General features: G+C 65.5%; 19 protein-coding genes, 1 other RNA gene and 1 pseudogene. 12 read left to right on the plus strand and 9 right to left on the minus strand.

Going from position 1 to position 23,401, the window contains the following annotated elements:
• Nucleotides 1-210 precede the first annotated feature (210 nt).
• From EAV90_RS36235 to ffs, 5 genes are all read right to left on the minus strand, one after another.
• On the minus strand, nt 211-645 hold the full coding sequence (locus EAV90_RS36235) for a hypothetical protein (protein WP_122406013.1): 435 nt from the start codon (nt 643-645) through the stop codon (nt 211-213).
• Nucleotides 646-733: 88 nt separating this feature from the next.
• Nucleotides 734-1,336: a recombination mediator RecR gene (recR, locus tag EAV90_RS36240; RefSeq protein WP_129146171.1), complete on the minus strand. Its 603-nt coding sequence runs from the start codon at nt 1,334-1,336 to the stop codon at nt 734-736.
• 1 nt (nt 1,337) lies between these two features.
• Entirely contained in the window at nt 1,338-1,658 is a 321-nt protein-coding gene (locus EAV90_RS36245) for a YbaB/EbfC family nucleoid-associated protein (protein WP_122406015.1), read from the minus strand.
• 25 nt (nt 1,659-1,683) lie between these two features.
• A complete protein-coding gene (locus EAV90_RS36250; protein WP_129146172.1) occupies nt 1,684-3,504 on the minus strand; it encodes a DNA polymerase III subunit gamma/tau in 1,821 nt (606 codons plus the stop codon).
• Nucleotides 3,505-3,596: 92 nt separating this feature from the next.
• An RNA gene (gene ffs / locus EAV90_RS36255) (signal recognition particle sRNA small type) lies at nt 3,597-3,693 on the minus strand.
• Nucleotides 3,694-3,876: 183 nt separating this feature from the next.
• On the opposite strand from ffs, the gene EAV90_RS36260 reads away from it, so the two are divergent.
• The 9 genes from EAV90_RS36260 to EAV90_RS36300 all read left to right on the plus strand — a co-directional run bounded on the left by EAV90_RS36260 (nt 3,877) and on the right by EAV90_RS36300 (nt 11,445).
• Nucleotides 3,877-4,722, plus strand: coding sequence for a transporter substrate-binding domain-containing protein (locus tag EAV90_RS36260; RefSeq protein WP_129146173.1), 846 nt, complete (start codon nt 3,877-3,879; stop codon nt 4,720-4,722).
• 195 nt (nt 4,723-4,917) lie between these two features.
• Complete coding sequence (locus EAV90_RS36265; RefSeq protein WP_122406018.1) at nt 4,918-5,580, plus strand: amino acid ABC transporter permease; 663 nt, start codon at nt 4,918-4,920, stop codon at nt 5,578-5,580.
• Nucleotides 5,577-6,371, plus strand: a complete 795-nt coding sequence (locus tag EAV90_RS36270) for an amino acid ABC transporter ATP-binding protein (RefSeq protein ID WP_129146174.1) — start codon at nt 5,577-5,579, stop codon at nt 6,369-6,371. Before EAV90_RS36265 ends, EAV90_RS36270 begins: the two co-directional genes overlap by 4 nt.
• Nucleotides 6,371-7,126: an SDR family NAD(P)-dependent oxidoreductase gene (locus tag EAV90_RS36275; protein ID WP_129146175.1), complete on the plus strand. Its 756-nt coding sequence runs from the start codon at nt 6,371-6,373 to the stop codon at nt 7,124-7,126. The genes EAV90_RS36270 and EAV90_RS36275 overlap by 1 nt, the downstream gene beginning before the upstream one ends.
• Entirely contained in the window at nt 7,123-8,250 is a 1,128-nt protein-coding gene (locus EAV90_RS36280) for a muconate cycloisomerase family protein (protein WP_122406021.1), read from the plus strand. The genes EAV90_RS36275 and EAV90_RS36280 overlap by 4 nt, the downstream gene beginning before the upstream one ends.
• Before the next feature lie 288 nt (nt 8,251-8,538).
• Nucleotides 8,539-8,958 carry an HIT domain-containing protein gene (locus EAV90_RS36285; RefSeq protein ID WP_162500491.1) on the plus strand — a complete coding sequence of 140 codons (420 nt, stop codon included), beginning with the start codon at nt 8,539-8,541 and terminating at the stop codon, nt 8,956-8,958.
• 11 nt (nt 8,959-8,969) lie between these two features.
• On the plus strand, nt 8,970-9,908 hold the full coding sequence (gene nudC / locus EAV90_RS36290; protein WP_129146176.1) for an NAD(+) diphosphatase: 939 nt from the start codon (nt 8,970-8,972) through the stop codon (nt 9,906-9,908).
• 6 nt (nt 9,909-9,914) lie between these two features.
• A complete protein-coding gene (locus EAV90_RS36295) occupies nt 9,915-10,868 on the plus strand; it encodes a sugar kinase (RefSeq protein WP_122406024.1) in 954 nt (317 codons plus the stop codon).
• Nucleotides 10,869-10,935: 67 nt separating this feature from the next.
• Entirely contained in the window at nt 10,936-11,445 is a 510-nt protein-coding gene (locus EAV90_RS36300; protein WP_122406025.1) for an Lrp/AsnC family transcriptional regulator, read from the plus strand.
• A 163-nt stretch (nt 11,446-11,608) separates the two neighbouring features.
• Here EAV90_RS36300 and EAV90_RS36305 read toward each other — a convergent pair whose 3' ends face one another.
• The 4 genes from EAV90_RS36305 to EAV90_RS36320 form a co-directional block, all read right to left on the minus strand.
• A complete protein-coding gene (locus EAV90_RS36305; RefSeq protein WP_122406026.1) occupies nt 11,609-13,108 on the minus strand; it encodes a phosphomannomutase/phosphoglucomutase in 1,500 nt (499 codons plus the stop codon).
• Nucleotides 13,109-13,298: 190 nt separating this feature from the next.
• A complete protein-coding gene (locus EAV90_RS36310; protein ID WP_164937256.1) occupies nt 13,299-13,811 on the minus strand; it encodes a TIGR02281 family clan AA aspartic protease in 513 nt (170 codons plus the stop codon).
• A gap of 119 nt (nt 13,812-13,930) precedes the next feature.
• Entirely contained in the window at nt 13,931-16,405 is a 2,475-nt protein-coding gene (gene hrpB / locus EAV90_RS36315; RefSeq protein WP_164937257.1) for an ATP-dependent helicase HrpB, read from the minus strand.
• A gap of 129 nt (nt 16,406-16,534) precedes the next feature.
• Nucleotides 16,535-17,851, minus strand: a complete 1,317-nt coding sequence (locus EAV90_RS36320; protein WP_122406028.1) for a UDP-glucose dehydrogenase family protein — start codon at nt 17,849-17,851, stop codon at nt 16,535-16,537.
• Between the two features lie 193 nt (nt 17,852-18,044).
• Here EAV90_RS36320 and EAV90_RS36325 point away from each other — a divergent pair.
• The 3 genes and pseudogenes from EAV90_RS36325 to EAV90_RS36335 form a co-directional block, all read left to right on the plus strand.
• A pseudogene (locus EAV90_RS36325) lies at nt 18,045-19,103 on the plus strand (acyltransferase family protein); the annotation flags it as partial.
• A 201-nt stretch (nt 19,104-19,304) separates the two neighbouring features.
• Nucleotides 19,305-22,397: a DNA polymerase I gene (gene polA / locus EAV90_RS36330; RefSeq protein ID WP_129146179.1), complete on the plus strand. Its 3,093-nt coding sequence runs from the start codon at nt 19,305-19,307 to the stop codon at nt 22,395-22,397.
• Nucleotides 22,398-22,618: 221 nt separating this feature from the next.
• Nucleotides 22,619-23,254, plus strand: coding sequence for a LysE family translocator (locus EAV90_RS36335; protein ID WP_122406030.1), 636 nt, complete (start codon nt 22,619-22,621; stop codon nt 23,252-23,254).
• Nucleotides 23,255-23,401: the final 147 nt, after the last annotated feature.

Genomic DNA, 23,401 nt, shown 5'->3' on the forward strand with positions numbered 1-23,401 from the left:
TGACTCGATCTGCGCGCGCCATCCTACGTGCTCCACGGTCGGGACGAAGAGCTGGCCTGCAATCGAACAAAGAGCTGAACAAACCGCCTTGACACACCAAATCCCCATGTGAGCAATCCAGACTGCCGCGGTCGGAAGCAGTCTGGATTTGCTTCGTCGCAAGGGCTCCTCACAATGACGGCGGAGAGAGCGGTATGCGTCGCCCGCCCCCTACTGCTTCTTGATCAGGCTCCACTTCGTGATCACGGCCTCGCTCATCTGGCCGGCATCGCTGGCGCAGGCGATCTCGTCGACCTTGACCGAGATCTCCTTGCCGACGAACGACTTCAACTGCGCGGCCTGCGCGTCGCTGGAGGTGACGAGCTGGAAGGTTTCGGGTCCGGTCTCGAGATTGCAGAGCCCGTTCGGCGGCGGCAGGCGGCGCGGCTCGGAGGTGATCTGGTAGGTCGCAACGCGCTTGCCGTTCTTGGCGTCGCGCACCTTCATCGCGTTGAGCTCGCCGGAGAGCACGTCGCCGGTGTTGATCGGCTTGCCGGGCTTGGACGGCGGCGGCGCCTCGTCGCCCTGCTGCGCGGAGATGGCCGGGCTCACCAGCATCGTCATCATCGCGACCAAAGCCAAGCGTGTGGCGAAAAGTTTCGTCATGTCGTCCGTTCCGTAAAGTCTGGATGGAGATTCTTGTTTTGACGCGTTTTCTTCACGCGAACCGGTATCCACTTCGCTCGAAAACGCTTTAGAACAGGGTACGCTGCCGCATCGCAGCCGATAGCGTACCTTCATCGAGATAATCAAGCTCGCCACCGACAGGCACGCCATGGGCAAGCCGCGTCACCTTCACATTGGCGTCCTGAAGCAGGTCGGTGATGTAATGCGCCGTGGTCTGGCCGTCCACCGTCGCATTCAGCGCCAGGATGATCTCGTGCACCTGCGGGTCATGCGCGCGCGCCACCAGCGCGTCGATGCTGAGATCCTGCGGGCCGACGCCGTCGAGCGGCGACAATGTCGCGCCGAGTACATGATAGCGTCCCTGGGTCGCATTGGCCCGCTCCAGGGCCCAGAGGTCGGCGACGTCGGCGACGACGACGATGATGGAGGGATCGCGCTTCGGATCGGTGCAGACGGTGCAGGGGTTTTGCGTGTCGATGTTGCCGCAGGTCTTGCACACCTCGACCTTGTCGAGCGCGACCTGAAGGGCCGAGGACAACGGCATCATCAGCGCTTCGCGCTTCTTGATCAGGTGCAGCGCCGCGCGCCGGGCCGAGCGCGGACCAAGGCCCGGCAGCCGTGCGAGCAGCTGGACCAGCCGCTCGATCTCAGGACCTGCAACGGCGCCCATCTTACTGGCCGAACAGCCCCGGCGGCAGGCCGAGCCCGCCGGTGAGGGCCTGCATCTTCTCCTGCATGGCGGCCTCCGCCTTGCGGCGCGCATCACCAAAGGCGGTGACGAGCAGGTCTTCCAGCACCTCGCGTTCCTCCGCCTTCATCAGCGAGGGATCGATCTTGATGCCCTTCACGTCCATCTTGGCGGTCATGCGCACGGCGACGAGGCCACCGCCGGAGATGCCCTCGACCTCGACGTTGGCGAGCTGGTCCTGCATCTCCTGCATCTTGGATTGCAGCTGCGCCGCCTGCTTCATCATGCCGAGAAAATCAGCCATCGGTGCCTGTCCTTGAAAGATTGGCTCAGAGATCGTCGCCGTCGGAACCGTCGAGCGGATCGTCACTGCCATAGTCCGCGTTAATATTGGATTCCGGCGTCTCGGGGGCAAGCCTCCGGACCTCGACGACCTTGGCGCCGGGGAAACGCGACAGCACCTCCTGCACACGCGGATCGGCTTCCGCGGTACGGGCATGCTCCTGCTTCGCGGCCTGGTTCACCGAGCGCAGCGTCGGCTGGCCCTGCTCGTTGGAAACGATCACGGTCCAGCGCCGGCCGGTCCAAAGCTCGAATTTTTTCGCGAGCTCCGAGATCATGGTCTTGGAGGCGTTGGGCTCGAGCGCGACTTCCAGCCGCCCCTCCTCGAAACGGACGAGGCGCATGTCGCCCTCGAGTGCGCCCTTGGTGAGGAGGTCGCGCTTCTGGCCCGCCAGCGCGACGAGCTGGGTGAAGCTGGTGATGCGCAGCTGCGGCGCTGCACCTTGCGGATCCGGCGCCGGCGCCGCCATCTGCGGCCGGGCAGCGCCGCCGCCGAACGAGGACGGCGAGGATGTCGGCATGCGCACGGGGGCCGCGGACGCAACCGGCGCGGAAGGCGCGCTGCGCGCCGCACTGCCGCCGCTCACGACCTGAGAGCCGCCGCCGTTCTGCTCCAGCATCCTGATCGCTTCGTCGGGCGTCGGCAGGTCGGCCACATAGGCGATGCGCACCAGAACCATTTCCGCCGCCGCAGCGGGGCGCGTTGCGGCCTGGACCTCGGCGATGCCCTTGAGCAGCATCTGCCACATCCGCGACAGCACGCGCATGGAAACCTTGGATGCGAAGTCCCGCGCGCGAACCCGCTCGGTCTCGCCATAGGCGACATTGTCGGCCGTCGCCGGCACGATCTTCACACGGGTGACGAAATTGACGAATTCGGCGAGGTCGGAGAGCACGACGATCGGGTCGGCGCCGACATCGTACTGGTCACGGAACTCCCTGAACGCGGCCGCGATGTCGCCGCGCACCAGCGAATCGAACAGGTCGATGACACGGGTGCGGTCGGCGAGGCCCAGCATCTGCCTGACCGCATCGGCCTTCACGGCGCCAGCCGCATGGGCGATCGCCTGATCCAGCAGCGATAGCGAATCGCGCACCGAGCCTTCGGCGGCGCGCGCGATGATGCCGAGCGCCTCGGGCTCGATCTCGACGCTCTCCCTGGCCGCAATGTTGGCAAGGTGCTTCATCAGCACGTCGGCCTCGACGCGGCGCAGGTCGAAGCGCTGGCAGCGCGACAGCACCGTGACCGGAACCTTGCGGATCTCGGTGGTCGCGAACACGAACTTGGCGTGCTCCGGCGGCTCCTCCAGCGTCTTCAGGAAGGCGTTGAACGCTGCCGTCGACAGCATGTGGACTTCGTCGATGATGTAGACCTTGTAGCGGGCGCTGGCGGGGGCATAGCGCACGCTGTCATTGATCTGGCGGACGTCGTCGACGCCGGTGTGCGAGGCGGCGTCCATCTCCAGCACGTCCATGTGCCGGCTTTCCATGATCGCCTGGCAATGCACACCCAACGTCGGCATGTGGATGGTCGGCCCCTGCACCGAACCATCCGACATCTCGTAGTTGAGCGCGCGGGCGAGGATGCGCGCGGTGGTGGTCTTGCCGACGCCGCGGACGCCGGTGAGAATCCAGGCCTGCGGGATGCGGCCGGTCTCGAACGCATTGGAGACGGTGCGGACCACGGCCTCCTGGCCGATCAGGTCGTCGAATGAAGAAGGGCGGTATTTGCGCGCCAGCACCCGGTAGGGCGCGTTGCCAGCCGGGCCGGCGCTATCAGGATTGGGAGGGGCGCCAGCGTCGGTCATCGGTCGATCCGCAATGAAATCTCTCTCGGCCGGCTTTTGCGGAAAGGAGCGCGCTGGCAGGGGACCCGCCGGCGCAATTCGCTCGGAAAAAGGTAGGAGACTGACGAGCGACCCGATCCGGACCTCGTTAGGGCTGCTTCCTTCCGGACCTGACCCGGTTGGCGAGTGGCTCGTCCACCGCCAATCTCCCGGTCCCTATTTGGGGCCAAAGGGATCGGAAAGCAAGCGGGTATCGGGTCGAACGGCGTGAGTTTGCCCAGCCTCCGGGCAATTCCCGGCCTGCCCAGCTGATAGGCTGTGCTTTCGCCGCCGGGACCACCTTGCTAAGAACGCTGCCGGAACTCCATCCAACCAGAAGAGCGATTGATCCCAATGGTTACACGTCGTGATGTTGCATCGATTGTCGGGCTTGGTGCGGTGACCGCCGCCGCGCTGGCTGCGCCGGCCGTGGCCCAGACCGCTGATCCGAACGAATCGACCTTCGCCCGCATCCGCCGGACCAAGAAGATGCGGATCGGCGCGGTCGGCGGCGGCGCGCCGTATTACATGAAGGACCTCGCGTCCGGCCAGTGGAAGGGCTTTTACATCGATATCGCCAAGGGCCTCGCCGACGATATGGAGGCCGAGCTCGAGATCACCGAGACCACCTGGGGCAATTCGGTGCTCGACCTGCAGGCCAACAAGATTGACATCTTCTTCGGCCTCAACCCGACCCCGAAACGCGCGCTCGTGGTCGACTTCTCGGTGCCGGTGTTCAACAACGCCTTCGCCATCCTCTGCAAGAAAGACTTCAAGCCGAAGAGCTGGGCCGAATTGAACTCGCCCGACATCAGGATCGCGGTCGACCAGGGCTCCTCGCACGACCAGGTCGTCAGCCGCCTGACGCCGAAGGCGCAGATCACGCGGCTGAAAACCGCGGACGATGCCACCGCCGCGCTGCAGACCGGCCGCGTCGACGCGCAGTGCCTGATCACCATGCTGTCGCTCACCGTGCTGAAGAAGAACCCCTCGCTCGGCCAGCTCGTGCTGCCGACGCCGATCTTCGCGACGACGTCGAATGCCGGCTTCCGCCGCGAGACTGACAAGACCTGGCGCGACTACGTCAACACCTGGATCGACTTCAACAAGGGCCTCGGCTTCATCCGCAACGCGATCATCACCAACATGGAGCTGGTGGGTGTGACGGAGGCGGACATTCCGCCGGGCGTGTCGCTGTAGCGCATGATTGGGCGCCGCTGCATCGGTAATCTCGCTGCGCCCCCTCTCCCGCCTACGTCGCTTGCGGGAGAGGGTTGGGGAGAGGGTGGCTCAGCTGGCAAGACTCCCCCAGAGGAAAGAACCCTCACCCGTGCCGCATCTGCGATGCGGCACGACCTCTCCCGCAAGCGGGAGAGGTGAAGCAAGAAAGCACGCATGTATCAGTGGGACTTCGGCATCCTCTGGAGCTATCGCTGGCTCTTTCTCAACGGGCTCGGCGTCACCGTCGGCTTTACCGTGGTCATCGTCGTTTGCGGGCTGCTATTCGGCCTGCTCGGCGCATTCGGCAGCCTGTCGCGCCTTCGGGTGCTGCGCCTTGCCGCGCTCGCCTTCATCGAGGCGTTCCGCTGCACGCCGATCCTGGTACAGCTGATATGGTTCTATTACGCGCTGCCGATCCTCGCCGGCGTCGAGATGACGCCGATCACGGCCTCGGCGCTGGCGCTGTCGCTGTATGGCGGCTCGTTCTATTCCGAGATCATTCGCGGCGGCATCGTCTCGATCGACCGCGGCCAGTCGGAGGCAGGCGCCGCGCTCGGCATGACGCCGAGCCAGACCATGCGGCGCATCGTGCTGCCGCAGGCGATCAAGCGCATGATCCCCGCGCTGATGAACCAGTCGATCATTCAGTTCAAGAACACTTCGCTGGTGTCGGTGCTGGCGGTGCCCGACCTCGTCTATCAGAGCCAGGTCGCGGCGCATGACAGCTACCGGCCGCTGGAAACCTACACTGCGGTTGCGGTCGCCTATGCGGCGATCCTGATTCCGCTGACCATCATCGTCCGGCGCGGCGAGAAGCGACTGGCGGTGAGCGAATGAGCGAGACGCCGAAAATCGAGATCCGGTCCTTGCGCAAGAGCTTCGGCAGCAACGAGGTTCTCAAGAACATCAATCTCGATGTCGCCAAGGGCGGTGTCGTCGCGCTGATCGGGCCGTCGGGCTCCGGCAAGTCGACACTGCTCCGCTGCATCAATCTCCTGGTCGTGCCCGACGGCGGCAGCGTCCGCGTCGGCGACACCCGATTTTCATTCGGTGATGGCACAAAACTCCCCGATGTGAAGACGCTCGCAAAGTTCCGCGCGACCACCGGCATGGTGTTCCAGCACTTCAACCTGTTCCCGCACATGACGACGCTGCAGAACGTGATGGAGGGACCGGTCACTGTGCGACGCATGGCCAGGGCGGACGCGGAGACGCTCGCGCGTGCACAGCTTGCAAAGGTGGGCCTGGCCGAGAAGGCCGACCAATATCCGGCGACACTCTCCGGCGGCCAGAAGCAGCGCGTTGCGATCGCGCGCGCGCTCGCGATGGAGCCTGACGTGATGCTGTTCGACGAGGCCACCTCGGCGCTCGACCCTGAATTGGTCGGCGAGGTCTTGAGCGTGATGCAGCGACTGGCGTCCGAGGGCATGACGATGGTCATCGTGACCCACGAGATCGCGTTTGCCCGCGAGGTCGCTGACCGCCTGATCTTCATGCGCGACGGAATCGTGATCGAGGAAGGCCCGGCGCGGCAGGTGATCGACAATCCGCAGGAGGCCGCGACACGCGCCTTCCTCGGCCATTTCCACCGCACCGGCGCCTTGCCGCCGGCAAATGCAGCATCGTGATGTCCGATATTGAACGCGTCTATCTCGTCACCGGCGCTGCCAGCGGCATCGGCCGCGCCACCGCAAAGCTGCTCGCAGCGCCCGGCATCGGGCTCGTGCTGCACACGCGATCGAACGAGGACGGACTCAAGGCTACCGCGGCGGCGGCGCAAGCCTGCGGTGCGGCCGTTGCAACATGCCTCGGTGATCTCGCCAATGAAGTCGCCCTGACGCGGGCATGCGCGACTGCGCATCTCGATTTCGGCCGGCTCGACGGATTGATCCTGATTGGAGGCCACGCCCGCCGCGGCAGCGCGATCGGCACGCCGGCCGATCAGTTCATGCAGGCGATGGACGAATCCGCTCTCGCCTTCACGCGTTTCGTGAAGCTTGCGATTCCGCAACTCCGTGCTGGGCGCGATGCGCGGATCGTCGCCGTGTCTTCCTTCGTTGCGCACGCGATCCGCCCCGAATTCGCGCCCTTTGCCGCGACCGCCGCGAGCCGCTCCGCGCTGGAAGCGCTGGTGCGGCTGACCGCGGTCGAGCTCGCTAGCGACGGCATCACCGTCAATGCGGTGGCGCCGGGCCTCATCGTCAAGGACAAGCCGAGCGAGAGCCGGCTGTCGCCCGAGCAGATCGCGGCGACCGAGGCGCTGATCCCGATGCGCCGGCGCGGGCGGCCAGAGGAGGTCGCCGAGATCATCGCCTTCCTGGCATCCCCGAAAGCATCCTACGTCACCGGCCAGGTCTGGCACGTCAATGGAGGCCTGACATGACCGAAGCGAGCATCGAACGTCTCAGGCTGTTCCTGATCGAGAGCCCGATCAAGATGGCGCGCCTGCAGGGCGTCGGCAACGTCAAGGGCACGGTGAAGCGCGTCTTGATCGAGCTGACGTCGAGCGACGGCGTGGTTGGCTGGGGCGAGGCGGCGCCGTGGGAGGTGTTCACGGGAACGCCGGAAGCTGCGTTCTCCGCGCTCGATATCTATCTACGCCCCATCGTGCTCGGCAAGCCGGTGCGCCGGATCCGCGCGCTGATGGCGGAGCTCGACCGCGCACTGGTCGGACATGCCGAAGCAAAAGTCGGCATCGAGATGGCGCTGCTCGACATCGTCGGCAAGTCGTCGGGACTCTCCGTTGCCGATCTCCTCGGCGGCCGCGTGCGTGACACCATTCCCCTCTCCTTCTCGATCGCTGATCCGGATTTCGTCGCCGACCTCGAGCGCATGCGAAAGATGGTTCCGGACGGCAATGTCATCTACAAGGTCAAGACCGGCGTGAAGCCGCATCGCGAGGATCTCGCGCATCTCGAAGCGATCCGGAAGGAGTTCGGCGACAAGGTCGATCTGCGCGTCGACTACAATCAGGCGTTGGCGCCGTTCGGCGCCATCAAGACCCTGCGCGATGTCGAGGAGTTCGCGCCGACCTTCATCGAGCAGCCGGTGCCGCGCAAATTTCTCGACGTGATGGCGCAGCTCACCGCGGCACTGGAGACGCCCGTGCTCGCCGACGAGAGCTGCTTCGACCGCCGCGACATGATGGAGGTGGTGCGCCGCGAGGCGGCCGACGCGGTCTCGATCAAGCTGATGAAGGCCGGCGGCCTGTTCGAGGCCCAGGCGATCATGGCGATCGCCGACATCGCGGGCCTGCCCGGCTATGGCGGCACGCTGTGGGAGGGCGGCATTGGGCTCGCCGCCGGCACGCAGCTGATTGCGGCAACGCCGGGCATCTCGCTCGGCTGCGAATTCTACATGCCGCATCACGTGCTGACCGACGACGTGCTGGAGGAGCGCGTCGCGAATCGCAACGGCCATGTCGTGGTGCCGGATGGACCGGGTCTCGGCATCCGCGTCAGCGAAGCCTCGATTCGCGCCAATGCGCGGGTGCTGGCGGAGGTGTAGTTCGCCGCTCGCGCTACAATCTCCGCCATCGTCCCGGGCAAGCGCCAGCGCAGACCCGGAACCCATAGCCACAGAATCGAATTTGGCGAAGGCTCGGAGCTGGCAGCGCGCATAACAACCACTCCCTGTGGTTATGGGCTCCGGATCTGCGCGCGCCTGAGGCGCGCTTGTCCGGGGCGACGACCGAGTATGCGGCTAGAGCGGAGCCCGGATCCTTCCCCTATCGGAATCGCTATCGTATGGTCGGACCCGATAAGCCCGATCCCATCGGGCCATCCGGAAACGCATATGCCCGAACCCGCCTGGTCGCTGCACTCCCGCCTGAAAGAGGACACCATCGACATCGGCGATCTGCCGCTGTCGAAGGTGCTGGTCATCAAGGACGCGCATTATCCATGGCTGCTGCTGGTGCCGCGGCGCGCCGACGCGGTCGAGATCATCGATCTCGACGAGGTGCAGCAGGCGCAGCTGATGACGGAGATCTCCCGCGTCTCGCGCGCGCTGAAGGAGATCACCAAATGCGACAAGCTCAACATCGCCGCGCTCGGCAATCTCGTGCCACAGCTGCACGTCCACATCATCGCGCGGCGGACCAGTGACGCGGCCTGGCCGCGACCGGTATGGGGCGTGATGCCGCCGCTGGCCCACGACGCCGCCGAGGTTCAGAATTTCATCAGCGCGCTTCGCCGCAAGATCTGGTTGGGTTGAAAGAACAAGAAATGTCAGCATTCGACGCGTTTCCGCTGGGGCAGCCGGCCTTCGTCACCAACATTCTCGACCGCGCCGCGCATCTGCGCCGCGATGACGAGAAGCTGTTCGCGCTGGAACAGAAGCCATCCTCGCGCGCCTATGTGGTCTATCGCGACTCGCTGCTGGTGAAGCGCGAGGGCGACAAGGTGCGCGCACTGCTCTCGATCGACGAGGCGCTGAAATGCGGCGCCAATCCCGGCACGATCTTTTTGGGCCTGCGCGACGCCGCGGCCGTGTTCGGCATGGGCCTGTCGCAGGCCGCCGCCGAGAAGCTGATCGGCCGCGAGGACTACACCGTGACCGAGCTGCGCGGCATGGCGATGCAAGGCGCGCTTCCGCCGCAGGAGCTGTCGGCGATCGCGATGGCGAAATCGATGGTGAGCTGGCATCAGCGCCACGGCTATTGTGCCAATTGCGGCACGCGTACCGCGATGAAGGAAGGCGGCTGGAAACGCGACTGCCCGGCCTGCAAGGCCGAGCATTTTCCGCGCACCGACCCGGTCGTGATCATGCTGGTCGCCTCCGGCGACAAATGCCTGCTCGGCCGCCAGAAGCATTTTCCGCCCGGCATGTATTCCTGCCTCGCCGGCTTCGTCGAGGCCGCCGAGACGATCGAGGACGCGGTACGTCGCGAGATCCTGGAAGAGTCCGGCATTCGCTGCACCGACGTGCAGTATTACATGACGCAGCCCTGGCCGTATCCGTCGTCGCTGATGATCGGCTGCAGCGCGCGGGCGCTGAACGAGGACGTCGTGGTCGACCGCATGGAGCTGGAGGACGCGCGCTGGTTCACGCGCGAGGAGGCGGCGAAGATGCTGACGCGGACGCATCCGGACGGGCTCGCCGGTCCGCATCCCTTCGCCATCGCCCATCATTTGCTCGGCCGCTGGGTACACGACAAGAGCTGACCGGCGATGTCGCTATCCGGGAGCGCGCCGCGCGTCGTCTGCATCGGCATTCCCGTGCGCGATCTCACCTTTCGCGTCGAGGCCGTGCCGGCGCGCGGCAGCAAGGCGAACGCCACGCATCTCGCGGAGATCTGCGGCGGCAATGCCCTCAACGCCGCCATCGCGATGGCACGACTTGGCGGCCGCGTCGCCTTTGCAGGTCCCATGGGCGATGCGCGGGAGACGTCGAGCGACTTCATTCTCGCGCAGATGGCGCAGGAGGGGATCGACACCACGCACATCGTGCGCATGCCGGGCCTGGCGACGCCGGTCTCCGCGATCATGATCGAGCCCTCGGGAGAGCGCACGCTCACGATCTATCGCGATCCCGGCCTGTGGCGCGTGAAGCTGCCCGACGCTGACGAGCTGCTGGGCGATTGCCGGGCGGTGCTGATCGAGAGTCGCTGCGGCACCTTCAGCATCGATCTCTGCACCGAGGCACAGCGGCGCGGCATTCCCATCATCGTTGGCGTCGACCGCGCGATGTCGTTGCAGGACGAGCTGCTCGCCGCCGCATCGCACCTGCTGTTCGCCAGCGAACAGGTGCAGGAGACGGCCGGCATCACCGGCGACGGCGAGGCGTTGAAGCGCCTCTCCGCCCTGACGCCGGCCTTCCTCGCCGCCACCCGCGGCCCGCATGGCACGATCTGGCTGGACGAGGCGGGCGCCCTTGAGGAGACTCCGGCCTTCCCGGTCCAGGCCGTCGATACGCTGGGCGCCGGCGACGTCTTCCATGGCGCATTCGCGCTTTGCCTCGCCGAGGGTAAGGGAGTGCGGGAAGCGCTGCGATTCGCCGCGGCCGCCGCAGCGCTGAAATGCACCCGCCATGGCGGCGGCCTCGCCGCCCCACAACGCCTTGAAGTTGAAGAGTTTTTACGTGAGCACCCCTGGAGCAATTCCACTGCCACGCGCAGATTATAGGCTTGCCGTGGAAGGATTTTCTCTATATCACGGGAATCTGCCCCTGAAATGGAACAAAGTTCTTCAAATGACTGATGTCGCCGTCCAGATCCCCGAGACCAGCCGCCGCCTCGATGCCATCGACCGCAAGATTCTGATGGTCCTCCAGGAAGATGCGTCCCTCTCCGTCGCCGAGATCGGCGACCGCGTTGGCCTGTCCTCGACCCCCTGCTGGAAGCGAATCCAGCGGCTGGAAGCCGACGGGGTCATCCTGAAGCGGGTCGCCCTCGTCGATCAGAACAAGATCGGGCTCGGCATCTCCGTGTTCGTGTCGGTCGAAAGCTCCGACCATTCCGACGCGTGGCTGAAGCGGTTCGCCGAAGCCGTCAGCGCCATGCCCGAGGTGATGGAGTTCTACCGCATGGCCGGCGACGTCGATTACATGCTGCGCGTCGTGGTCGCGGACATGCAGGCCTATGACGTGTTCTACAAGAAGCTGATCAGCGCCGTGCCGCTGAAGAACGTCACCTCGCGCTTCGCGATGGAGAAGATCAAGTCGGTCACCGCGCTGCCGATCCCGGCAGTGGTGGCGGCGTAGGTCGCACCACACAGACGCTGTCATCGCCCGGCGAAGACCGGGCGATCCACTATCCCAGAGACGGTCGTTGTTGAAGCGAGAGGCCGCGGCGTACTCGATGCCCCGATCAAGCCGGGGCATGACAGCGGAGAGAGAAGCGTGGATCGCTCCCCTCGAGCCCACCTCAGATCTTCTGATTGTACTCGCCGACTTCCGGATGCGTGCGCAGCACGCTGTTCACCATCTCGAACATGTCGTGCATGCGCTGCTCCGAGACCGGGCTCTCGACCACGACGACGAGCTCGGGCTTGTTGGAGGAGGCGCGCACCAGGCCCCAGCTGCCGTCCTCGACGGTGACGCGCACGCCGTTGACGGTGACGAGATCCCGGATCGCCTGGCCGCCGATCTTCGCACCCTCGGCCTGCAAGCCCTCGAAGTGCTTCACCACCTTGTCGATGACGCCGTATTTGACCTCGTCGGCGCAGTGCGGCGACATGGTCGGCGACGACCAGGTCTTCGGCAGCGCGTTCTTCAGGTCGGCCATCGACTTGCCGGGCGCGCGGTCGAGCATGTCGCAGATCGCGATCGCCGACACGAGGCCGTCGTCATAGCCGCGGCCGAACGGCTTGTTGAAGAAGAAGTGGCCGGACTTCTCGAAGCCCGCGAGCGCGCCCATCTCGTTGGTGCGGCGCTTCATGTAGGAGTGGCCGGTCTTCCAATAGGCGGTCCTGGCGCCCTGCTTCTGCAGCACGGGATCGGTGACGAACAGGCCGGTCGACTTCACGTCGACGACGAACTGGGCCTCCTTGTGGATCGCCGACATGTCGCGCGCCAGCATCACGCCGACCTTGTCGGCAAAGATCTCCTCGCCGGTATTGTCGACGACGCCGCAGCGGTCGCCGTCACCGTCGAAGCCGAGGCCGACATCGGCCTGGTGATGCAGCACCGCATCGCGGATCGCGTGCAGCATCTCCATGTCTTCCGGATTCGGATTGTATTTCGGGAAGGTGTGGTCGAGCTCGGTGTCGAGCGGAATCACCTCGCAGCCGATCGCCTCCAGCACCTGCGGCGCGAAGGCGCCGGCGGTGCCGTTGCCGCAGGCGGCGACGACCTTGAGCTTGCGCTTAAGCTTCGGGCGATTGGTGAGGTCGGCGATGTAGCGCGCCGGATAGTTCTCGTGGAATTGATAGGACCCGCCCGCCTTGTTCTTGAACTCGGCGTTGAGCACGATCTCCTTCAGCCGCGTCATCTCGTCGGGGCCGAAGGTCAGCGGGCGATTGGCGCCCATCTTCACGCCGGTCCAGCCATTGTCGTTGTGCGAGGCGGTCACCATGGCGACGCAGGGCACGTCGAGATCGAACTGCGCGAAATAGGCCATCGGCGTCACCGCAAGGCCGATGTCGTGCACCTTGCATCCCGCCGCCATCAGGCCGGTGATCAGTGCATATTTGATCGAGGCCGAATAGCCGCGAAAATCATGGCCGGTGACGATCTCCTGCCTGACACCGAGCTCGGCGATCAGCGCGCCCAAGCCCATGCCGAGCGCCTGCACACCCATCAGGTTGATTTCCTTCTGGAACAACCAGCGCGCGTCGTATTCGCGAAAGCCCGTCGGCTTCACCATCGGCTCGGATTCGAAGGCGTAGGTGTTGGGCAACAATACGGATTTCGGCTTCGGGAACATTGAGACGGTCTCGTAAGAAGGGGGCAGGATTTGCTGCAGCCTTAGCGAATGCAAGGCCGCAACGAAAGACGGGAATGAAGGCTTATGGCCGATAATTGCGGCAGTTTGGTAACGAAGCAACGTTACCGCGAGGGCAGGCAGAGCAGGAAATCTTTCTGAAATGAGCCGCCCTGATCGCAACAGACTCTGCCTATTGCTCCAGCACCATCTGGCCGTTGGCGTATTCGAAGCGCTTGAGGCGAGACAGGAAGGAGAGGCCGAGCAGGTTCTCCGACAGCGCCTCGTCCGGCAGCACCATGGCATCGACGTCGCGCACGATGAGGCCGCCGACCTCGAGCATCGCAATGCGGGTGCGCGCGGCCTTGATGGTGCCGTTGGCGGTGGAGACGGTGGCGCTGTACTCGCTGCGCGAGGGACGCAGACCAAAGCGGGCCGCCGAAGTCTCATTCAGCGCAACCACGGAGGCGCCGGTATCGATCATGAAGCCGATGCGCTGGCCGTCGATCCGGCCCTCGGTCTGGAAGTGTCCGCGCGCGTCGCGGGAAATGGCGAGGCTGCGGCCTCCAGCTGGCGCGGTCGCCGCAACCGCGACCGTGGTGCGCGGCACCGAGGTTGCTGAGGCGGAGCTCATCTTGTCCGCCATCTGGGCCATGAAGGTGCCGAGGCCGATCATGACGGCCGCGATGATCATAATGTTACGCATCACACCACTTCCGAGCCGGAAAGCTCGATTTCACCACGCCGCACGTCTGCCCGCGAGCGAAGGCACGCCGGGGCTCCTGTCATTTTGACGAAAAGGATGAGCGGAGGGTTAATACGATTTCACGTCCCGCGCGGCTTCGCCCGCCTTGTCGGCACTGCGCTCGCGGGATCGTCGGGCCAGGGGTGGCGCGGATAGCGGCCGCGCAGATCGGAGCGGACGGCGGCGTAGCTGCCGCGCCAGAAGCCGGGCAGATCGCGCGTCACCTGGACCGGGCGCTGCGCCGGCGACAGCAATTCCAGCACCAGCGGCACCTTGCCGGCGGCGATCGACGGATGGGTGTTGAGGCCGAACAATTCCTGGAGCCGCACCGCGATGGTCGGCCCCTGCTCGGCCTCGTAGTCGATCGCAAGCATGCTTCCGGTCGGCGCTTCGAAATGCGTCGGCGCCTCGCGGTCGAGCCGCGCGCGCATCTCCCATGGCAAGAGCGCCATCAGCGCGTCGGAGAGATCGCCCGCGGAGATATCCTTGAGTGCGACCTTGTCGTAGAGCGCCGGCACCAGCCAATCCTCACGTCGCGCGATCAACCCGCCGTCGGACAGATCGGGCCAGCTATCGCCCTCGGCCTTGCGCAGGAACATCACACGGTCACGCCACTGCCTGGCGGCCTTCGACCAGGGCAGCCGGTCGAGACCGGCGGCGATCAATCCATCGGCGAGAATGCGCGCGGTTTCCTCGGAAGGCGACAGTGCGAGGGTGGCTTCGGACAGCGTCATCGCGTGCAGCACGCGCTTGCGCCGCGCGCGTAGCGCCATTGCGCCGCGGTCGAAGGAGATCTCATCGGCGGTCTCGATATGCTCGGCGAAATGCCGCTCGATCTCGTCCTGGGTGATTTGCGCCGCGAGCAGGATGCGTCCGCTCGCCGCCGTCCCCGTCATCTCGCCGATCGCGATGTAGGGCGCGCGGGCGAGCGAGGAGGTCTGCTCGACGGCAGCGCCACGGCCGTTGGCCAGCACGAAGCTGCCGTTGCCGCGGTTGCGCGCGACGCGATCCGGGAATGCATAAGCGAGCATGAGGCCGGTCGAGAGATCCTCCTGCTGCGCCACCTTCTCCGACGCCGCGACCTGCGAGGCCCAGCGGCGCGCCAGATCGCGCGCGCTCGCAGCGCGCGGCGAGCGGTCACGGCGGAACTGGTCGCGGCGGTGCTCGAGATCGACGCTGTCGCCGCCAAGGCCGCGCTCGGTGATGATGGCGGCGATCTCGGCGGCAGCCTCGCCGCTGCCTACACGGTGCGAATCCACGATCATGCGCGCCAGCCGAGGCGGCAGCGCCAGCGAACGCAGGCTCTTGCCTTCCGCGGTAATGCGGCCGTCGCCGTCGAGTGCGTTGAGCTCGGTCAGCAGGCTCTTTGCTTCCTTCCAGGCCGGCTGCGGCGGCGGATCGAGGAACGCCAGGGCCGCAGGATCGCTGACGCCCCATTGCGCGAGATCGAGCACGAGCGAGGACAGGTCCGCGCTGAGGATTTCCGGCTGCGTGTAAGGCGCCAGCGAGGCGGTCTGCGGCTCGTCCCAGAGCCGGTAGCAGACACCGGGTTCGGTGCGGCCGGCGCGGCCGCGGCGCTGGTCCACCGCCGCGCGCGAGGCGCGCACGGTCTCGAGCCGCGTCAGGCCGATATCGGGCTCATAGCGCGGCACGCGAGCAAGACCGCAATCGACCACGATGCGCACGCCTTCGATGGTGAGCGAGGTCTCCGCGATCGAGGTCGCCAGCACCACTTTGCGTGTGCCCTTCGGCGCCGGCGCGATGGCGCGGTCCTGCACGGCGGCATCGAGCGCGCCGAATAGCGGCACGATCTCGATGCTAGCATCCTGCACGCGCTCGCCGAGAAAGGTCTGGGTGCGGCGGATCTCGGCGGCACCCGGCAGGAACGCCAGCACCGAGCCGCTATCGGCCCGGAGCGCGGAGGCGATCGCATCCGCCATCTGGCGCTCGATCGGCGCGTCCGCCTTGCGGCCGAGATAGCGCGTCTCGACCGGAAAGGCGCGTCCCTCGCTCTCGACGACGGGGGCATCTCCCAGCAGCTTGGCGACCCGCGCACCGTCGAGCGTTGCCGACATCACGAGGATGCGCAAGTCTTCGCGCAGGCCGGTTTGCGCATCACGCGCCAGTGCGAGGCCAAGATCGGCATCGAGCGAGCGCTCGTGGAATTCGTCGAACAGGACGGCGGCGACGCCGGAGAGTTCGGGGTCGTCGAGGATCTGGCGCGTGAAGATGCCCTCGGTCACCACCTCGATGCGCGTGGCGCGCGAGATCTTCGAGCCGAAGCGGACGCGATAGCCGACGGTCTCGCCAGCGCGCTCGCCGAGCGATTTGGCCATGCGATCGGCGCTGGCGCGCGCGGCGATGCGGCGCGGCTCCAGCACGATGATCTTCTTGTCCTTGGCCCAGGGCGCATCGAGCAAGGCTAGCGGCACGCGTGTGGTCTTGCCGGCGCCAGGCGGCGCCACCAGCACGGCGGCGTTATTGGCCTCCAGCGTGCACGACAAATCGTCGAGCACGGCATCGATCGGGAGGGGCGTGTCGAAGCTGCGGGGCAAGGAAGCATCCGGTCGTCATGCCCGGCCTTGTGCCGGACATCCACGTTCTTTCAGGCGAGAGTGAACAAGACGTGGATGGCCGGGACAAGCCCGGCCGTGACGGTTTCGTTCAACAAGGATGTGCAGCGATCAGCCCTGCACCGACGGCCGGCCGACGCTCTCATAAGTGAAGCCGGCGGCCTGCATGTCTTCGGGGCGGTAGATGTTGCGGAGGTCGACGACGACCGGCTGCGCCATGGTTGCTTTCAACCGGTCGAGATCGAGCGCGCGGAACTGCACCCATTCGGTCACGATGACGAGCGCGTCGGCGCCTTGCGCGCAGGAATAAGCGTCCTCGCAATAGGTGATATCGGGCAGCTCGCCCTTGGCCTGCTCCATGCCGACGGGATCGAACGCCTTCACCTTCGCACCCATGTCGATCAAGCCCGTTACCAGCGGGATCGACGGCGCGTCGCGCATGTCGTCGGTATCGGGCTTGAAGGTGAGGCCGAGCACGGCGATGGTCTTGCCGCGCAAGCCTCCGCCGAGCGCCTGGCTCACTTTCCGCGCCATCGCGCGCTTGCGATTCTCGTTCACGGCCAGCACCGATTCGACGATGCGCAAGGAGACGTCGTAATCCTGCGCGATCTTGATCAAGGCTTTGGTGTCCTTCGGGAAGCACGAGCCGCCGAAGCCGGGGCCGGCATGCAGGAACTTGGTGCCGATGCGGTTGTCGAGACCGATGCCGCGCGCGACCTCCTGGACGTTGGCGCCGGCCTTCTCGGAGAGATCGGCGATCTCGTTGATGAAGGTGATCTTGGTCGCCAGGAACGCGTTGGCGGCGTATTTGATCATCTCGGCGGTGCGGCGCGCGGTGAACATCAGCGGCGCCTGGTTCAGCGACAGTGGGCGATAGATGTCGCCCATCACCTTGCGGCCGCGCTCGTCGGAGGTGCCGACCACGATGCGGTCGGGGAACTTGAAATCGCGGATCGCCGCGCCCTCGCGCAGGAATTCGGGATTGGAGGCGACAACCACATCGGCCGCAGGGTTGGCTTCGCGGATGATGCGCTCGACCTCGTCGCCGGTGCCGACCGGCACGGTCGATTTCGTCACCACCACGGTAAAGCCGGTCAGCGATTGCGCGATCTCACGGGCGGCGGCGTAGACGTAGGAGAGGTCAGCGTGCCCATCGCCACGGCGTGAGGGCGTACCGACCGCGATGAACACGGCATCGGCATCGGCAACCGGCTTGGAAAGGTCGGTGGTGAAATCCAGCCGCTTGGCTTTGACATTGTTCGCCACCAGTTCGTCGAGCCCCGGCTCGTAGATCGGGATCTCGCCGCGATGGAGCGCGGCGATCTTCCTCTCGTCCTTGTCGACGCAGGTAACGTCGTGGCCGAAATCTGCAAAGCAGGCACCGGACACCAGTCCCACATAGCCCGTGCCGATCATCGCAATCCGCATGAAAAATCCTGTTCCAGCTTGGTTAACGGAAGCCCAATTCGAGGCGGTTTAGCATTTTCTCGAGGTCATGGAACAGTCCGCATGCAAAAACCGGCCCGCGATTTGAACCGGTAAAGAAGTCGGAAACCACTGGGCTCCAAACTGCCCCACGCCCACACAGGGACGGGCGGAACGCGCCTCGAAAAGGGACATCATGGCACGATCGGGCACAATCGCGGCGGCCGGGCTTTCCAAGGCGCCTTCGGCCCCGCGCGTCGACTGGGTCGACTATGCCAAGGGCATCTGCATCGTCATGGTCGTGATGATGCATTCGGTGCTGGGGGTCGAGCTCGCCGCCGGGCAGACCGGTTTCATGCATGTCGCCGTGGCCTTTGCAAAGCCGTTCCGGATGCCGGATTTCTTCCTGATCTCGGGCTTGTTCCTGTCTCTGGTGATTGATCGGGATTGGCGAACCTATCTCGACCGCAAGGTGGTGCATTTCGCCTATTTTTATGTCGTCTGGGTGACAATCCAGTTCGGCTTCAAGGCGCCGGCCTTTGCCGCGGAGACCGGCTGGCGCGCGGTCGGCCTGCTGTACCTCGAATCCTTCATCGAGCCGTTCGGCACGCTATGGTTCATCTATCTGTTGCCGATCTTCTTCGTCGTCACGAAACTGACACGCAAAGTCCCGCCGCTCGCGATCTGGCTCGTTGCCGCGGCGCTGGAGACCGCACGGATCACCACCGGCTGGACCGTCATCGACGAGTTCTGCGCGCGCTTCGTCTATTTCTATTCAGGTTATCTGTTCGCACCCTACGTGTTCGCCCTGTCGGATCGCGCGCGGACTCGTCCCGTGCTTGCGCTCGCGGCGCTCGCGACCTGGGGGCTGGTCAATGCCGGCCTGGTCGCATGGGGCGCCAGCGAATGGATGCTCGTCTCGCTCGTGCTCGGCTTTGCCGGCGCCTGCGCCATCATCACCACGGGCACGCTGCTTGCGCGGGTGCAGTGGCTCAACTTCCTCCGCTTCTGCGGCGAGCATTCGATCGTGATCTATCTCGCCTTCTTCCTGCCGATGGCGGCGACACGAACGCTGCTGCTGCGCACCGGCGTCATTGCCGACATCGGTACGGTGTCGCTGGTGGTCACCATCGCCGGCGTGCTCGGAGCGCTGGCGATGTGGCAGGTGGCGCTGCGCCTCAACGCGCGCTTCCTGTTCGAGCGGCCGGATGTATTCTGGATCGCGCCGAGGAAGGCGGGAGCGATGTTGCAGGCGGGCACGCTGTCGTCGCCCGGCTTGACCGCGCGACCCAGTATTCCAGAGGCAGCTGTTATCGACCGATAGGCCGCGGCGTACTGGATTCCCCGCCTTCGCTGGGAATGACAGCGGAGCATGGGGGAACGACAGTGGGGATAGCGCCCCAAAAATCCGCCTCCCAAGGCTGTCAAAGCCCGCAAAAATTCATACATTGCGGCCATGCCCAAAACAGCCCCGAAGACCACTGCCAAAGCTGACACCAAGGCCGCGCCCAAAGCTGCGGCCGACACCAAACCCGCTGCTGCCAAGACTGCTGCCAACACTGCTGCCAAACCGGTCGCGGCCAAGGCGGCCGGCAAGGGCGACCACGTCTTCCTGGTCGACGGTTCCTCCTACATCTTCCGCGCCTATCACGCGCTGCCGCCGCTGAACCGCAAGTCCGACGGTCTCCAGGTCAATGCCGTGCTCGGCTTCTGCAACATGCTGTGGAAGCTCCTGCGCGAGATGCCGGAAGACAACCGGCCGACGCATCTTGCCATCGTCTTCGACAAGTCGGAGATCACCTTCCGCAATAAGATCTATCCGGATTACAAGGCGCACCGGCCGCCCGCGCCTGACGATCTGATCCCGCAATTCGCGCTGATCCGCGAGGCCGTGCGCGCCTTCGACCTGCCGTGCCTGGAGCAGGTCGGCTTCGAGGCCGACGATCTCATTGCGACCTATGTGCGACAGGCCTGCGAGCGCGGCGCCAGCGCCACCATCGTGTCGTCCGACAAGGATCTGATGCAGCTCGTCACCGATTGCGTCACTATGTACGACACCATGAAGGACCGCCGCATCGGCATCCCCGAGGTGATCGAAAAGTTCGGCGTGCCGCCGAACAAGGTGGTCGAGGTGCAGGCTCTTGCCGGCGATTCCACCGACAATGTGCCCGGCGTGCCCGGCATCGGCGTCAAGACCGCGGCGCAGCTGATCATCGAGTATGGCGACCTCGACCAATTGTTGTTCCGCGCCGGCGAGATCAAGCAGCCCAAGCGGCGCGAGGCGCTGCTCGAGAACGCAGAGAAGGCACGCATCTCGCGGCAGCTCGTGCTGCTCGACGACAAAGTCGATCTCGATGTGCCGCTGGACGATCTCGCCGTCCACGAGCCCGACGCGCGCAAGCTGATCGCGTTCCTGAAGGCGATGGAGTTCACGACGCTGACGCGACGTGTCGCCGAATATTCGCAGATCGATCCTGCCAACGTCGATGCCGATCCCGGCTACGCAAAGGGCGCGAGCGTATTCTCGCCGCTGCCGCCCTCGGACGTCGTGCCCCTGCCGGGGAGCGGCACGCCGGCGCAGACCGCGCCGGTCGAGCGCAACAAGTCGGCGGGGAAGGAGGACAAGGCTGCGAGCCCGAAGGGTGCGCCGATCTCGCTCGCCGCCGCGCGCGAAGAGGCGCTGCGCAAGCTTCCGGTCGATCGCGGCAAATACCAGACCATCAAGACGCTGAAGGAGCTCGACGCCTTCATCGCGCGCATCCACGATGCCGGCCATGTCGCGATCGAGACGAGAGCCAACTCGATTGATCCGATGCAGGCCGATCTTTGCGGCATCGCGCTGGCACTGGCGCCGAACGAGGCCTGCTACGTGCCGCTGGCGCACAAGCAGTCCGTCGGCGGCGCCGGCCTGTTCGATGCCGGCCTCGCGCCGGACCAGGTCAAGCATGACGACGCGCTGCAAGCGCTGCGGCCGGTGCTGGAATCAGCCGGCATTCTCAAGATCGGCTTCGACGTCAAGTTCACCGCAGTGATGCTGGCGCAGCACGGCATCACCCTGCGCAACATCGACGATGCGCTGTTGATTTCCTACGTGCTCGATGCCGGCCGCGGCTCGCATGCGCTGGAATCGCTGTCCGAGCGCTGGTTCGGCCATGCCATGCTGAAGGAAAACGAGCTGCTCGGCAGCGGCAAGGGCAAGATCACCTTCGACCAGGTGCCGATCGACAAGGCCGCACCACTGTCGGCGGAAGCCGCCGACGTCGCCCTGCGCGTCTGGGGCGTGCTGAAGCCGCGCCTCGTCGCCGAGCACATGAGCGCGGTCTACGAGACCCTGGAACGGCCGCTGGTATCGGTGCTCGCACGCATGGAGCGGCGCGGCATCTCGATCGACCGCCAGGTCTTGTCGCGCCTCTCCGGCGACTTCGCCCAGACCGCGGCGCGGGTCGAGGCCGAGATCCAGGAGATCGCAGGCGAGCCGGTCAATGTCGGCAGCCCCAAGCAGATCGGTGACATCCTGTTCGGCAAGATGGGACTGCCCGGCGGCACCAAGACCAAGACCGGCGCGTGGTCGACCACCGCCCAGGTGCTCGATGAACTCGCTGAGCAGGGCCACGACTTCCCGAAGAAGATTTTGGAGTGGCGCCAGGTCTCCAAGCTGAAATCGACCTACACCGACGCGCTGCCGACCTATGTCAATCCGCAGACGCATCGCGTGCACACGACCTACGCGCTGGCCGCGACCACGACGGGACGATTGTCGTCGAACGAGCCGAATCTACAGAACATTCCGGTGCGCACCGAGGATGGCCGCAAGATCCGCCGCGCCTTCGTCGCGACGCCCGGACACAAGCTGGTGTCCGCCGACTATTCGCAGATCGAGCTGCGCCTGCTCGCCGAGATCGCCGACATTCCCGTGCTGAAACAGGCGTTTCGCGATGGGCTCGACATTCACGCGATGACGGCCTCAGAGATGTTCGGCGTGCCGATCAAGGGCATGCCGAGCGAGATCCGCCGCCGCGCCAAGGCGATCAATTTCGGCATCATCTACGGCATCTCCGCCTTCGGCCTTGCCAACCAGCTCGGCATCGCGCGCGAGGAGGCGTCCGCTTACATCAAGAAATATTTCGAGCGCTTCCCGGGCATCCGCGCCTACATGGACGAGACGCGCGATTTCTGCCGGAGCCACGGCTACGTCACCACGCTGTTCGGCCGCAAGTGCCACTACCCCGACATCAAGGCCTCGAACGCCTCGGTGCGCGCCTTCAACGAGCGCGCCGCAATCAACGCCCGGCTCCAGGGCACCGCCGCCGACATCATCCGCCGCGCCATGACGCGCGTCGAGGATGCACTCGCCGAGAAGCAGCTCTCCGCGCAGATGCTGCTCCAGGTGCATGACGAACTGATCTTCGAGGTGCCCGACGACGAGGTCGAGGCGACGCTCCCCGTCGTGCAGAAGGTCATGCAGGACGCGCCGTTCCCGGCCGTGCTGCTGTCAGTGCCGCTGCATGTCGATGCACGCGCGGCGAACAACTGGGACGAGGCGCATTGATTGCTGCTTTCGCCGGATGCTGCGCAACGCGCCGCCCTTCCGGCGTGGTGCGCTGCTGATCCGGGGGCCACGCCGCACCAGCTGGGGCGCCGCTCTCGGCGCAAACTTTCACGCTGCGCCGCGTCCGGGACACGGAATCTGAATTGTCCTCCGAGCAATTGCGCGATGGCCCGGCAAGGCCTCGCATATTAGAACCGTGCCATCTCCCGCACTGGTTCACCATGCCCCACACCTCCGCCCTGCTCGGCTTTGCCCTCGTCTGCCTCGGCCTCGTGCTCACGCCGGGACCGAACATGATCTATTTGATCTCGCGCTCGATCACGCAAGGGCCCGCGGCCGGTATCGTCTCGCTCGGCGGCGTCGCGCTCGGCTTCGTGTTCTACATGCTGTGCGCGGCGTTCGGCATCACGGCGCTGCTGCTCGCCATTCCCTTCGCCTATGACGCGCTGCGCTTTGCCGGTGCCGGATACCTGCTGTGGCTCGCCTGGCAGGCGGTGAAGCCGGGCGGGCGTTCGCCGTTCCAGGTGAGGAAGCTCGCGATCGACAGCCCGCGCAAATTGTTCGCGATGGGATTCGTCACCAACCTGCTCAATCCGAAAATCGCGATGCTGTATCTGGCATTGCTGCCGCAGTTCATCGATCCCGCCTCCGGCAGCGTGCTGACGCAATCGGTGGTGCTGGGCGCGATCCAGATCGCGATCAGCGTCAGCGTCAATGCGATGATCGCGCTCGCGGCCGGATCGATCGCGCTGTTCCTGGCGAACCGGCCGAGCTGGATGCTGGTGCAGCGCTGGCTGATGGGAACGGTGCTGGCCGGGCTCGCGGTGCGGATGGCGGTGGAAGCGAAGAAGGTGTGAGCTCTCTTACCCTCCCCTCCAGGGTAGGGCTATCGCATATGGGCGAGGGCGGAGAGAAGGAAGTCATTATTCCATCTGGCTTGGAGCATTTTGTGGCTGATGCGGGCAGGACCGGGCGTTGCCTGCAGGGTATTGATGGCCAGCTTG

The organism is Bradyrhizobium vignae (assembly GCF_004114425.1).
Lineage (GTDB): Bacteria > Pseudomonadota > Alphaproteobacteria > Rhizobiales > Xanthobacteraceae > Bradyrhizobium > Bradyrhizobium vignae.

Coding starts and splice junctions, on each gene's coding strand:
- EAV90_RS36300 (WP_122406025.1), top strand. CDS start 10,936: ATGACTGATGTCGCCGTCCAGATCCCCGAGACCAGCCGCCGCCTCGAT.
- EAV90_RS36250 (WP_129146172.1), bottom strand. CDS start 3,504: ATGACCGACGCTGGCGCCCCTCCCAATCCTGATAGCGCCGGCCCGGCT.
- EAV90_RS36275 (WP_129146175.1), top strand. CDS start 6,371: ATGTCCGATATTGAACGCGTCTATCTCGTCACCGGCGCTGCCAGCGGC.
- EAV90_RS36260 (WP_129146173.1), top strand. CDS start 3,877: ATGGTTACACGTCGTGATGTTGCATCGATTGTCGGGCTTGGTGCGGTG.
- EAV90_RS36320 (WP_122406028.1), bottom strand. CDS start 17,851: ATGCGGATTGCGATGATCGGCACGGGCTATGTGGGACTGGTGTCCGGT.
- nudC (WP_129146176.1), top strand. CDS start 8,970: ATGTCAGCATTCGACGCGTTTCCGCTGGGGCAGCCGGCCTTCGTCACC.
- EAV90_RS36235 (WP_122406013.1), bottom strand. CDS start 645: ATGACGAAACTTTTCGCCACACGCTTGGCTTTGGTCGCGATGATGACG.
- EAV90_RS36310 (WP_164937256.1), bottom strand. CDS start 13,811: ATGCGTAACATTATGATCATCGCGGCCGTCATGATCGGCCTCGGCACC.
- EAV90_RS36265 (WP_122406018.1), top strand. CDS start 4,918: ATGTATCAGTGGGACTTCGGCATCCTCTGGAGCTATCGCTGGCTCTTT.
- polA (WP_129146179.1), top strand. CDS start 19,305: ATGCCCAAAACAGCCCCGAAGACCACTGCCAAAGCTGACACCAAGGCC.
- EAV90_RS36285 (WP_162500491.1), top strand. CDS start 8,539: ATGCCCGAACCCGCCTGGTCGCTGCACTCCCGCCTGAAAGAGGACACC.
- EAV90_RS36295 (WP_122406024.1), top strand. CDS start 9,915: ATGTCGCTATCCGGGAGCGCGCCGCGCGTCGTCTGCATCGGCATTCCC.
- EAV90_RS36270 (WP_129146174.1), top strand. CDS start 5,577: ATGAGCGAGACGCCGAAAATCGAGATCCGGTCCTTGCGCAAGAGCTTC.
- EAV90_RS36245 (WP_122406015.1), bottom strand. CDS start 1,658: ATGGCTGATTTTCTCGGCATGATGAAGCAGGCGGCGCAGCTGCAATCC.
- recR (WP_129146171.1), bottom strand. CDS start 1,336: ATGGGCGCCGTTGCAGGTCCTGAGATCGAGCGGCTGGTCCAGCTGCTC.
- EAV90_RS36280 (WP_122406021.1), top strand. CDS start 7,123: ATGACCGAAGCGAGCATCGAACGTCTCAGGCTGTTCCTGATCGAGAGC.
- EAV90_RS36305 (WP_122406026.1), bottom strand. CDS start 13,108: ATGTTCCCGAAGCCGAAATCCGTATTGTTGCCCAACACCTACGCCTTC.
- EAV90_RS36335 (WP_122406030.1), top strand. CDS start 22,619: ATGCCCCACACCTCCGCCCTGCTCGGCTTTGCCCTCGTCTGCCTCGGC.